Here is a 12,806-nt window from a genome sequence, read left to right on the forward strand (position 1 = left end):
TCTAAATTAGGAAAATTAAGGTGAGAATATGTTTTTTAGGAGGCGTTCGAATGAAAAAATATGTCCTATTGATATTATTCTGTTTATTAGGTACTATGATTTCTGCTCAAGAACGAGACAAGGCCTTGGAGCAGGCTGAAGCATCCTCAAAGATAGCCGGCTATTCGTTGAGCAAGGTTCAACGATGGCTGTATGAAAAAGCACTGCCGGCCATTGATAAAGAAACCGGTCTTTATATTGCGGACGGTCACTGGAATTACCGGGATACGGCAGCGGACTGCTATCCGTTCTTCACCTGGGCGGCCTGGGCTACGGATCAGGAGGTGTTGAACCATGAGGTTCGTTCCGTTTTGGATGCCGAACAACAACTGTGTAACCATGTGGACCGAATTCCGGTGCCCTATGATCTCAAGGAAAAGAAAAAAATCATTCTCGATTATGACGAGATGATGTTCCAGGCTTCGGAATATGTCAAGGACGGCCTGATCGCCATCGTGGAAGTGACCGGCGATGATGAATGGCTGGACCGCATGCGGGCCATTGAAGATGATATCTGGAAACATGCCCGTATTCAAACAAAGTTTGGCAAAATTCCTTCCAAAAATGTCGAAGTGAATGGAGAGCAAATTCAGGCGTTAACCCGACTGTTTACAATGACCGGTGAAGAGAAATATTTGCACAATGCAGAACGGCTGGCGGATTATTATCTATCGGATATGGAATGGGTCCCCAGCCGGCTGCGAGATCATGGGTGTGAAATTATCGGCGGACTGGGTTTGCTGCTGGCCGTCGAGTCAGTTCATTATCCCGAAAAAGCAAATGCATATGCCGCGCGAATTAAAACGATGTTTGAAACCATTCTGAAAAAGGGAACCAATAAACATGGATTTATGTATGATCAAATGCCGTCAAATAATTCGAAAGATACGCAGAAACTCAGCGACGGGTGGGGATATAATTATGTGGGTTTTCTGGATTATGATATGGCCACTGAAAACGAGTATTTTACTCCTTTTGTAAAAAACGTACTGGACAACATCATGAACCCGGCTTATCGAAACTATCGATGGGAACGTTCCATAGACGGATTTGCTGATTCCATTGAAGGTGCCTTGTATTTGCTGAACCGAATTCCGGTCGCAAATGGCTTTACCTGGGTTGAGCGGGAAATGGCAAATCATGTCGTTTTTGCAGATGCCCCTCTTAAAACAGCGCTGATCTCTGGGGAACCATGAAGCTGCAATCCAATGCGGTACGTACGGTGATTATGCACGCCTTGATGCATACACAAGGGGTTCTTGCCAGGCCCTGGGAAACCGGTATACAACTGGGGGCAGCGCCCTACCAGGATGGGATAGTGATCGTCTTGCAAGCTCAAACCCCCTGGCAGGGAATTCTGGAATTTGACAGACCGCGTCACAGACTTTATATGGGATTCCATAAAGACTGGCCGCGTATGAATACACTACCCGAATGGTATACGGTTGAACCGGAACGAAACTATTCTGTTACAATCTGGAAAACAGGAACCTGAAATCTATACCGGAGCACAGCTGCATCGGGGCCTGTCTGTAACACTTGATCAAAATCAGAAACTGATTATCGAGGTACACAACAAGACTCCTTGATAAATAACCTATGTATCAAAGCACAGAATCATCGTCATTGCTGTTTGAAACGACTCTATATTCAACATCATTATAGCTCCCACATGAAAGGGAAAAATATTTTATGATAACAGGACCGCTTTTGATTTTAATATTGCTAATTGCCGTGGTCTTTATTGTTTTGGCTACATCCAGATTCAGCATACACCCGTTTGTCGTTTTACTGGCAGCCTGTTTCCTGGTTGCTCTATCGGCCGGGATGCCGCTGATCAATATTATATCGTATAGAATTAATAACTGTTAATCAAAAAAATAGTGATAAATTGTAAAGGAGAAATAAGATGAGACATCGGATAATCATTATAACATTACTTTTATTCAGTTACTTGCCTTTGATCGCCAATGCCCAGGAACATTCAACCCCTAAACGTATCATCCTAACCTGGGAAGGCAATCCTGCGACGTCTCAATCTGTAACCTGGCGTACGGATCATAAAACAAAAAATCCTGTTGGGCAAATTATCCCGTTGGGCCCTTCAGTACGCGAATATGATCAAGACGCCATTACTGTGCAGGCTAAAACAGAAGAACTATCCCAAAACAGCAAATCTGTATTTCACCATACAGTTGGATTCAAAGATCTGAAGCAAAACACTCGCTATGCTTATCGCGTGGGCACTTTGAATACATGGAGCGAATGGAATATGTTCCGGACTGCCGGAAGCGATACAGGTACGTTTTCATTTATCTATCTGGGTGATATTCAAAATGAAGTTCATAAAAACGCTTCGATCCTTCTTCGCACGGCTTTTGCGCATGCTTCGGACGCCCGTTTCATTTTAATTGCCGGGGATATGACAAATCATGGTTATGATGATCATTTGTGGCACAACTTTTCTAAAGCGTTTGGCTTTATTCCGCGGATGCGTCCTCTGGTGCCCGTACCGGGCAATCATGACAAGGCAAAACAGGACGAGGGGGAAAATAGCATTCGTCACATTGCGCCGTTGTATAAAGCCCACTTTGCTCTGCCCCCAAATGGTCCAGGACTTGACGCTTTAAATGAAACCGCATACTATATAGACTATCAGTGTGCACGATTTGTGATCTTTAATTCTATGAGTGACAAAAATCCCCAACAGTTGGATTGGCTAAAACGTACATTGAAATCCAATAAGAAACCCTGGCTGATTGTCTCTCATCATCACCCTCTCTATTCAACAGGTCAGGACCGGGATAATCCAGAATTGAGAAAGATGCTAAGTCCGCTTTACGAAAAATACGGAGTAGATCTGGTTCTTCAGGGACATGATCATCATTATGGTCGCACTCATAAAATTGTAAAAAATCAGATTGTATCCAATACAGATAAAGGTCCTGTTTATGTTGTGTCTGTCAGCGGTCCCAAAATGTATTCCCATAATGATAAATTTTCGCATTTAATGAAAGTAGAGGTCGGGAATACCCAGTTGTACCAGATCATCACCCTGAATCCGGAACAGCTGCATTATCAGTCCTGGAGTTTGGACCAGCGTTTAATTGATGAATTTAAATTAAAACAAAGTAAAAAAGGCACCACACTGGTAGAAATGAAATAGAAACACTGTTCACAATACAAAATTTTATTTGACAATAAAGCTTTTTCATTATTTGGTTTAGAAATTTAGGAAATATTCCTACATCATTAGAAGGAGCTCTTTCGATGAAAAGACGACATTTTATCAAGGCCGGTATGGCTGGCATGATCGCAACGCCGGTCTTGGCTGCAGAGCCGGTTCAAACACAAAAGCACCAAACATCTGATCATGCTATTACCTGGTCACGCAAGATACCGGTTCGTTATGAAGCGGACATTGCGGTGATCGGCGGCGGCATTGCCGGTGTGTCCGCGGCGTGCGCCGCCGCAAAATCGGGCGCCAGTGTGATTCTTGTGGAACGATTTGCCGTTACGGGCGGCGTGCTCACCACCGGCGGGGTGGCCAATTTCAGTGGACAAATGGCACAACAGGGTGAAGTGTTTGAGCAGATTGTTAAACATTTGAAAACCTGGAATGCCCTCGGGTATGGCAAAGATTCCGTGTTCCATTATGAAATCCTTGCCATTATTCTGCAAGAAATGCTCCTCAGGCGAAAGGTGAAATTGCTGCTCCATACCCGTTTTATCGACGCCAAAGTAAATGACAGCGGCCGAATCAAGGCGTGTCTGGTCTGCGGAAAAAGCGGCATCGAGGCAATACAGGCAAAGCAATTCATTGACTGCACCGGGGAAGCAGATCTGGCCCGCTATGCCGGCTTTGAGACCCTGAAAGGCGGTCCCAGCGGCTATCAGCTGCCCATGTCGATGATGTATTTTGTCCGCCATGTCGATCCTGAACACGCCCAAGCGCACCTGCCGCAGGGGTGGTTTGATCCCGTTACCAGCCAAAAAGAGTTGCCCATGACCAGCCCGTGGCCGGACGGACCCGGAGGCACGGCGCTGAAGATCAAAATACCGATGTTTGACGCCACGGACACGCAAAGTCTCACCCAGGCCGAGATTGCCGCGCGCCGCCGCATGATGGAGGTGCTTGACTATTTTCAGCGTCAGCAAAAAAAAGCATGGATTCTGGACCATTGCAGTCCGATCATCGGCATTCGCGAGGGCAGTCGAATCGTCGGGGATTATATTCTCAAAGTGGATGATCTGCGCGCCGGTCGCGCCTTTGAAGACGGGGTTGCCAGAGGAACCTATCAACTCGACGGCCACAAACCGGATGACGACAAACGCACCTATATTTTGCCAAAAGATGAACTAAAAGTGCCGCCCTATCAGATACCATTGCGCAGTCTGATCGCCCGGGACGCCAAAAATCTAATGATGGCCGGACGCTGCGTTTCCGCCGATCAGCTGGCATTGTCTTCGGCGCGCGTTTCCACCACCGGATCGATGATGGGACAGGCAGCGGGCATTACAACAGCGCTTTGTGTTGACAATAAATGTGATCCGCGTGATGTTGATCCCGAAACCGTCAAACGCATTGTCAAGGACCGCGGAGGCTATTTGGACGTTTAGAACAAACACACAGCAAGAAAAAGAAAGGATCACTGATGCAGTGGTTTTGGCAGCGCCTTTTTATATAAAGGCTTTTAAAAAAATCATATCAATATAAAAATGGATTGGACATTACAAAGTTGTTTGGACTGACATTTGGTCAATGAGCGGGACGAGAATTCAAACGCCTGAAGTATCATCTTTTTAATTACAAAACGCACCCAACAGGACAAATCCAGCGAATGTGATAAACGGCACCATTGATTTGGGTTATCTAAAGTATATTGTGCTATAAACTACTCATATAAAAAGTACCCTTTACATTTTACGAATAGTTGCCGTAAACTATAAACAACAAGATGATTCCATTAAAGATGAGATTTGCAAGGTGCGTGCTTGGGTTTCAGTAGGGCATCATGATAACTAGTGCTGAACTAGAGCTATGTCCTCGATAAAAATATGACGCGCTATGTGACTGCACTGCACCGCTGGACGGACAAGGAGTTGAGAACCAAGAACCGGAATGAAAGGAATACATGACACACATGCGTACAGAAAAACGGAACGAATATAAAGTTTGCTGGATGGTGTTATACATTGTGTGTATGGCAGCGGTTCTATTACACACCCGCTGTTCATTACCGGACAAAAGCGCTGTTTCTATTGCGTCTATTGTGCGCGATCAAAAGGCCCTTTCAAGGCCCCATGATGTAGAATTGCAGGGTGATTTTTTGTATGTGCCCGGTAAAAGCGGTTCGCTTGCCATCCTTGATGTGAGCGAGCCTGACCGTCCCGAACAAGTATGGTCGAAGAAATTAGGTGATGATGCACAAACTGTACTTTGTCAAGACGATTATGTGTTTGTTGGTGCACGCGATTTTTATTCCATAGACGCTACAGAACCGGCAAAGGCCACTGTTTGCAAGCGTCTGCATAATCGGCCACAAATCGATCGGATTAATGGCATGATTGCGTGGGGAAAGCATATCCTGTATGCCAACAAGTCCGGCTGGATCGGCATGATCGATATCAGCCGCCCGAATGATCCCGTACTGGTTGGGGCGCTGAACTCACAGAAACATGGCGCTATTCTATCACCGCATGACATTGTGGCTTACAACAATCACATCGTGATTGTCGATCAAAAAGACGGCAGCCCGTTTAAAGTACGTTTGTATCGTGTGACAGACCGGGAAACCGGGGAACTGTTGACGCCGGAACACTGGAAGGTAGCGGGCTCGGTGCGCGGCAATGACCTCAATGGCGCCAACCGGGTGGACATTTATGGCGACTATGCATTGGTGGGCTGCAACAAAGCAAATACCCTTGCGGTTGTTGATATCCGAAATCCTGAAAAGCCCGTGACGGTCAGCGTCTTCCCGTTTCCGGGTGAGCCCTGTGGGCTAAATGTCTCGGGCGCGATATTGTTTGCTGCAGGCAGTCAAACCGTGCAAATTTTAGATCTGACAAATCCTGTAAAACCTGACGTGTTGGTCTCATTCGAAAACAAAAAAGCGTTTCCCTCCCGGTTCGAAAAAACCGCTAAAGGAGCCAGGCGTTATACCACCATCAATGGAGAAAAAAGACCTTCGACTGGCAATGCCCATGATTTGATTTACAGAGATGGCTACCTTTATGTTACGGCTCAAAGCGATCACCAGGTGGTAGTCCTGAACATCAAAGACCCGAAGATTCGCAAGTTGGCGGCGCAGCCGCCGGTCCGGTTCAGTGGGAAATGCATCCCCGTGCACGTTGAGAATCCGGTGACCATGACGAAAAAACGTCGTGTTCGGCCGCAATCTATTTTATTCAGGAAAAACGGCACCCTAACCAAACTTCTATATTCCACCGACGGTTCCGACGGGGTCAGTATCGCGACGGGCCTGGCTGAAACAAAAAACGGCGGCGGGCTATGGATCGATCATCCGGCGAATCCTGTGCTCGACCGTATCGAGTCAGACTGGCAGGGACGTCGGGCTTTTGGTACCAGCCTTACTTATGATGGAGAAAACAAACGCTGGGTTATGGCAACCGTGGGGGATGATACCAGTCCCCACACACCGGGTAAGCGGGCTGCAGGTTTGTGGTTTTCGGATGATCTGATCAAATGGACTCAATATGAGGGGAATCCGATTATTACCGTGAAAACCGATTCTGCTTTGCAGAACACCGATATCCTGCCCGGGCCGCACGACCCGCCGGTGGGCATGTATATAAGGGATTTCCAAAAGTTCGACGGGATCTGTTATGCTCTTGTCCAGTGGCGCGGTGATCATGATGGGGCCAATTGGTCACGCATGACCGTGATGCAGAGCGCCGGAGACCTAACCGGTCCCTGGACGTTCAGGAACATATGCCTTGACCCCGCTGACGCGAGCGACTGGTTCAATACCAATCAGAACCTTAATTGGTGCCAACCTGTCCGGGTCGGGACCCGGTGGTATGCAGCCTGCCAGAACGGCGTAGCCAAAACCGATACCGATAACACGCGAATAGGTATCGTGTACTCGGACGATTATTTTACCTGGCACGAGTTCGATAATCCGGTGACGGCCAAACTCAAACGCCCCGACCGCTCGCCGGTGGTCTCCTCACAGCAGTTTCTCCTGCCGCCTGAAAATGGTAATCCCTGGAGAATCCTGCTTGGTGCGCGAGGTCTCCACGGCAAGCGCTATATGTACCTCGTATTCCCGCATGCTATGGAAAAATATGGCGGATAGAGCTGGTGTTCTGATCGGTAAAGAGCGTTTTCCTCTTGTACCAAGCCGAAGGCTTGATACCCATTATAATTTTTACTGTAAAAACGTTATCCGAATAGCTATGAATCCAGTTTTCACTGCCCTGGCTGATTAAACGGTCTACCATCAACAAAACAGCCCCCTCCACCTGGCGTTGAGTGAACCCGTTTTTATCTGAACAGGTTGTCCAGATTGAGCTGTTTGATTGCGGACAGTGTTACAGATTCGGGGCCAATGGTAATGGTTCTGCTTTGGGTCTGAATTCGAGAATCAATATATATAATGTTTAGGATCAAGATGTAAATAAAACATATTATTATTGCTCTGTCAGTCATTGATAATTTCTTTGACCTCATACTCAAAGCCGTAATACTGCCCTGATTTCAGTTCTGGTTTCCAGATGCCGATATCTGTGACCGTGCGTCCAGCCGCCAATGACACTTTTTTGAATTCCGTGAAAGCTACCTGTTTTCCGTCCAGGGTTTTAGCCACAGCGTTCACATCGACAGTCTTTGCATTACCGATATTCATTACAATCACCGGAATCGCATCATGGGGGCCGTAAACCAGATCCACATTGCGGCTTCCGGCCAACACCCTTTGATACACCATCTGCAATGCATAGAAGCTCAGCTTGGCTTCGCCGCTGTATTCAATGACCGGTTTCATATAGGTTGCGGTGTTAGGGCCTCCGCGCAGAGGGCACCAGTTCATGCCGTCATAGTCCAGCCAGCGTTTTTTGCGATAGGCTTCATACGCTGTCAATGCCTGCCAAGCCTGACTTTCGTTCCACTCGGAAAGCTCCAGTATCCGTCCGAGATTGCCGATATTATAATCTTTTTCATAAGAATACATGCGATAATACGGCTTACCCTGATGCAAACTCCAGTTTGGCATCCCGATGGTCTCTTCACTTTCATAATCAAACCAGGCATGGGAATCACTGTTCAGGTATTCCAGCCGGCGTTTGTCGTTACAGTCTGCAACTCTTTCATCAATCCCGGTTCCCAATCTTCGGATCACTCGCCAATCCTTACCATAAGCAGCGGTCTGTTCCATGTTGCCGCGTGCCAACTGAGGATGCGTCCAGCCCGGTATCGCATCACTGTCATCAGCGGGAAACGCGTCCAGAGCCATGTGGTCAAGATCTGCAGCCGGTGATATGAGCCGGCTCGGATCTTGACCACTGATGACCTGCATCACTTTTCCGAACCATTCCGGTGAATAGTTGCCGGGATGATTGCCCGGCTGCCACATGACAATACTCGGATGATTGTGAACTTGCTGCATATAGCGGCCAAAGGCATCAAAATCAAAGTCTTTTACACTGCCCTCCCTGATCCAGCAGGGTGTCTGCCAGATGAACATCATGCCCATCTGATCACCGATTTGCACGAGCCGTTTGTCATTTACACCGGCCATCCGTTTGTCATGTACACTCATGCGGATAGCGTTGCTGTTCATTTTTTTGCATTCGAGAATGGTTTCCACCCATTTGGATGGCGGCGGACTGAACATCCACTGGGAGACGTGTTCCAACGGATATGGCTGATTAAACACCAGTGGACCGAATAACACTTCCGGTTCACCATTGATACGAAATGTTCCGCTGTCCTGGCTTATCGTACGAAGCCCGGTCGTCAGCACATAATCATCCACTGTCTTTCCGGTCTGGTTTTGAAGCTGTATTCGGACTTTGTATAAATTCGGCCTCTCTGTGGTCCAGAGTCTGGGATTGTCCACCGTGATGGTTTCATGTATCATTTTCATTTCCCCGCCTGATAGCTGCACGGGAGTGGTGGTACGAGCAGCCCTTTCCTCCTCTTTGGGATACCAGGGATAAAATTCGGTTACGAGTTCACCGGAAAATCCATCTTTATTTCTGCAAGCCGCATTGACTTGCACATTGACATGCGCAGTCTCGTCAATGTAATCGGTATAAACGAATGCATCTTTGACATAGGTGGAATCCATCAAATCCAGAGTCATCAAACCGGCAAACCAGCTTGACCATTTATCGGTGCTCATATGATGGCGGACCTGTTCGACTTGATAGGGGCGCACCTTGACCGCGATCAGATTTTCCTCCCCGGGACGAAGCCAATGGGTCACGTCCAGGCTTTCCGGGATACGTCCCACTCGTTGTATATGATTCCCATTGATATAAACATCCCCTTCGGGACGAATGCTTTCGATGTTTAATCGGGCGAGGTCAAAGTCTTTTATGTTGATTCGATGGCGCAGATACAGAGTCTCCCCGCGTCTCCGTTCGCCGCCGTGAGCATAGCGTTGATAAGGAACCGTTTGCCAACTGGAATCATCATAATCCGGCGTTTCAAATCCATCCGGAACCGGTCGCGCGGTAAAATCTTGATCCATAAATGTATTGATCAAATAAGGATGCGTTCGCGATCCATGTTCATAAACAGTATATCCCACACCCCATAGATCATCGAGGATTGCGGCATGACTGGTTTCAATATTAAATTCGGTGACCGGATTGTTCTGAATCAGAGGGACAAAATCGGCAATCAATTCATCATCAATCCATACATTATAACGCCCCGTTTCCAAATCGATTTCCACAGTAAACCGATAAAAATGATTAGGACGGTAAGCATCTGTACTAAGGGTATCTCCCTCTGTCACGGTGTAAATCATTCCGGACTGATTCAAACCGGTCTCGGCCGCATTGGAAAACCGAATCGCAATATGCTGCAGTGTATCCAAAGGCTTAATCCGAAATGACCATTTCATCCGCCAGTCCTGAGGAGGCACGGATTTACAAAGTGTACCCGCAGACAAATGCAAAGCGCCGTCTACAACCTGTGCGTGATCCATCTCTTCCCAACTGGCAATATTGCCCAACTCGGTTTGCCGCTGTCCGGACTTGTACCCCAAATACGACCAGTCATCCAGTGCAATCTGCTCACGAACAGTGGGCTGGGGTTGGGGTTTCAGTCGTTTGAGCGCGGCTTGCACGTCTTTATGATCCACCACATGGGTATTGAGATGTGGATCATTATAAAAATATTTGCTATAGGCAGCGTAATTCCTCAAAAACTTGAGCCTTTCGTCCAAATCAAATACGGCAGTCGGCCCTTTGAGATCAGTTTCACCGTTGGCTGCAGTATCTGCAGACACATATCTGAATTCAAATGATCTGAATGTGTTTTCTTTTTTGGCACCGCCACAAGCAATCAGCAAAGTCATTATGCTGATCAAGATTATGCTCTGCATCGATATTTTCATAATAGACATGAGCTCTCGCATAACGTTTATAATCTACCCTGTTCAATTTACCATAACTTGCAAGTTTTTTTGTATTAATCAAGAGTTAATACAAAGCAGAAAAGTCAAAGGTGGTGATGTCAAAAAAGTCTTTTTCCTCAAGGAACGCTCTATGATGTTTCGTTGGTATTGTGTGTTGCTTTTTTCCCGTCAGTAGAGGGTCCTTTACTTTTCCGTGCTGGTTAACAGCTCCAAAAGCACGCCGAGTTTTTCCTGACCGTCAATATAGGCGTAACTGCCGCCGGTAAAGTCGCCTTTTTGTTCCAGATTCATATTTTTTTGTTTGAGCATCAGGACCTGCTGCTGCATATCATCGACATGAAAGGCGATATGATGCACACCTTCGCCGTGGGTGTCCAGGAACTCGCGCCAGGTGCTGGGACCGCCGATCGGCTCGATGAGTTCAATCTGGATATTGTCCAGATTGAAAAACGCCAGTTTGGCGCGCGCCTCGGTGGGTTCGCCTTTGAATTGCGTATGGGCTTTGTCCCGTTCATCCGTGACAATGACCTCGGGCACATCCACGCCCAAAAGATCGGCCCAGGCTTTGGATTTGGCCTCAATATCGCGCACCACCAGTCCCACCTGTGTCATTTCTTTTGTAGTTAGCTGCTGTTTGGTATCCGATGCAATCGTCAACCCGATGATCAGACAAAATGCCAGAATGATAATAATACCGTGTTGCATGTCAATCTCCTTTTATTTTTGTAAAAGCGGCCAGTTTTCCGATTCTGTGCGCGCCGACTGCATGATGGATGCGATGCGCTGCACTATATCGGAATGCTGTTTCGCTATATTATGTTTTTCTCCAATATCCACACTGAGATCATACAATTCAATGTCACTGTCGGGTGTGTTTCTAACCCCTTTCCAGCGTCCCATGCGGACGGCCTGACGCGCGGGCTGCCACCAGTGGAATTCCCAATAGAGATACTCGTGTTTTTCCTGAGTTTCAGGTTCTCCCAGAAGAGTGGGGAGGAATGAAATGCCGTCCGTGTCCGGAGGCGCACTGACGCCCGCCAGTTCGGCGCAGGTGGGCAGAACATCCCAAAGCGCGGAAGGCAGATCGGTGGTGCTGCCGGTGGCAATGCGTCCCGGCCAGCGCGCAATCATGGGCACCCGGATTCCGCCTTCGTACAGATCGCGTTTAATGCCGCGCAGCGGGCCGTTGCTGTCGTTGAACGCCGGATCGTTGCCGCCTTCGGCGTGCGGTCCGTTATCGCTGGTAAACATGACAACGGTATTGTCATCGAGTCCCAGCGTTTTGAGCAGGTCAAACAGGTTTCCGATATCCCGGTCCATGCGCGTGATCATAGCCGCGTGCCCTTTTTGAGCTTCCGGCCAGTCTTTGTCTTTGTAAATCCCGTATTCCGGAACTTCCATACCGTGGCGGTCGACCAGGTGGCCTTCATTGTTGGCATGCGGGATGGTCAACGCCAGATAGAGAAAGAAGGGGCTGTCGCTGTTTTGTTCGATGAAGGATAATGCTTTTTCAGCAAACAGATCATGAGAATAGGTGTTGCGCTGGGTGGCGGCAGAGCCGATGCCTTTGGAATAGCCTTCTTTAGCAATAACCACCTCATTATCCAGGTTCATTTTTTCCTGATTGTCCCACAGAAATGTCGGATAATAATTGTGCGCCCGGATTTGGTTGAGATAACCGAAAAAAGTGTCAAACCCCTGTTTGTTGGGAATCCCGGTGCTGCCGGCTTCGCCCAGGCCCCATTTCCCGATCAGGCCGGTTTTGTAGCCGGCTTGTTTCAAAAGTTCCGCCACAGTAATATCCTGCGGACGCAAGGGAATGTCGGCATTGCCGCGGATACGCGCGTGACCGGTGTGTTTGCCGGTCATCAGACAACAGCGCGACGGCGCACAGACCGTGCTGCCGGCGTAATGATCTGTGAATTTCATGCCCTCGGCCGCCATCTGGTCCAGATTCGGGGTTTTAATGTTTTGCTGGCCGTAACATCCCAGATCGCCGTACCCGAGATCATCGGCGAGAATATAAATGATGTTCGGGCGTTCGGCAAGTTCGCAGGAAAACCCGGAGAACATGATCGCGGCGCCCGCGCCAGCCGTATGTTTGAGAAATGTGCGGCGTGATTGGAACGTGTTCATACTGTCCTCTTTTCTTTATAG

General features: G+C 47.9%; 8 protein-coding genes. 5 read left to right on the top strand and 3 right to left on the bottom strand.

Annotated features, from left to right (window positions below; genetic code table 11):
* The first annotated feature begins 50 nt into the window (after positions 1–50).
* The 5 genes from U5R06_00110 to U5R06_00130 all read left to right on the top strand — a co-directional run bounded on the left by U5R06_00110 (position 51) and on the right by U5R06_00130 (position 7,358).
* The gene (locus U5R06_00110) at positions 51–1,235 is read left to right on the top strand and encodes a hypothetical protein (GenBank protein MDZ7721249.1); all 1,185 of its coding nucleotides are present in this window, start codon (positions 51–53) and stop codon (positions 1,233–1,235) included.
* Positions 1,232–1,534 (top strand): hypothetical protein, encoded by a 303-nt coding sequence (locus tag U5R06_00115; protein MDZ7721250.1) that lies wholly within the window; start codon positions 1,232–1,234, stop codon positions 1,532–1,534. Before U5R06_00110 ends, U5R06_00115 begins: the two co-directional genes overlap by 4 nt.
* A 414-nt stretch (positions 1,535–1,948) precedes the next feature.
* Positions 1,949–3,205, top strand: a complete 1,257-nt coding sequence (locus U5R06_00120) for a metallophosphoesterase family protein (GenBank protein ID MDZ7721251.1) — start codon at positions 1,949–1,951, stop codon at positions 3,203–3,205.
* Between the two features lie 104 nt (positions 3,206–3,309).
* Positions 3,310–4,659: an FAD-dependent oxidoreductase gene (locus U5R06_00125; GenBank protein MDZ7721252.1), complete on the top strand. Its 1,350-nt coding sequence runs from the start codon at positions 3,310–3,312 to the stop codon at positions 4,657–4,659.
* Between the two features lie 524 nt (positions 4,660–5,183).
* On the top strand, positions 5,184–7,358 hold the full coding sequence (locus U5R06_00130) for a hypothetical protein (protein ID MDZ7721253.1): 2,175 nt from the start codon (positions 5,184–5,186) through the stop codon (positions 7,356–7,358).
* Between the two features lie 345 nt (positions 7,359–7,703).
* On the opposite strand, the gene U5R06_00135 is transcribed toward U5R06_00130, so the two are convergent.
* The 3 genes from U5R06_00135 to U5R06_00145 all read right to left on the bottom strand — a co-directional run bounded on the left by U5R06_00135 (position 7,704) and on the right by U5R06_00145 (position 12,785).
* On the bottom strand, positions 7,704–10,583 hold the full coding sequence (locus U5R06_00135; protein ID MDZ7721254.1) for a glycoside hydrolase family 2 TIM barrel-domain containing protein: 2,880 nt from the start codon (positions 10,581–10,583) through the stop codon (positions 7,704–7,706).
* Between the two features lie 249 nt (positions 10,584–10,832).
* The gene (locus U5R06_00140; GenBank protein ID MDZ7721255.1) at positions 10,833–11,261 is read right to left on the bottom strand and encodes a VOC family protein; all 429 of its coding nucleotides are present in this window, start codon (positions 11,259–11,261) and stop codon (positions 10,833–10,835) included.
* 105 nt (positions 11,262–11,366) lie between these two features.
* Positions 11,367–12,785, bottom strand: a complete 1,419-nt coding sequence (locus U5R06_00145; GenBank protein ID MDZ7721256.1) for a sulfatase-like hydrolase/transferase — start codon at positions 12,783–12,785, stop codon at positions 11,367–11,369.
* Between the last annotated feature and the right edge of the window lie 21 nt (positions 12,786–12,806).

The sequence above is a fragment of the candidate division KSB1 bacterium genome, assembly GCA_034521575.1.
In the GTDB taxonomy this organism is placed as follows: Bacteria; Zhuqueibacterota; Zhuqueibacteria; order Residuimicrobiales; family Krinioviventaceae; genus JAXHMJ01.

What these genes read in the sequence shown, in the direction of transcription:
- U5R06_00125 (MDZ7721252.1), top strand. Translation starts at nt 3,310, where the DNA reads ATGAAAAGACGACATTTTATCAAGGCCGGTATGGCTGGCATGATCGCA.
- U5R06_00115 (MDZ7721250.1), top strand. Translation starts at nt 1,232, where the DNA reads ATGAAGCTGCAATCCAATGCGGTACGTACGGTGATTATGCACGCCTTG.
- U5R06_00140 (MDZ7721255.1), bottom strand. Translation starts at nt 11,261, where the DNA reads ATGACACAGGTGGGACTGGTGGTGCGCGATATTGAGGCCAAATCCAAA.
- U5R06_00120 (MDZ7721251.1), top strand. Translation starts at nt 1,949, where the DNA reads ATGAGACATCGGATAATCATTATAACATTACTTTTATTCAGTTACTTG.
- U5R06_00110 (MDZ7721249.1), top strand. Translation starts at nt 51, where the DNA reads ATGAAAAAATATGTCCTATTGATATTATTCTGTTTATTAGGTACTATG.
- U5R06_00130 (MDZ7721253.1), top strand. Translation starts at nt 5,184, where the DNA reads ATGCGTACAGAAAAACGGAACGAATATAAAGTTTGCTGGATGGTGTTA.
- U5R06_00145 (MDZ7721256.1), bottom strand. Translation starts at nt 12,785, where the DNA reads ATGAACACGTTCCAATCACGCCGCACATTTCTCAAACATACGGCTGGC.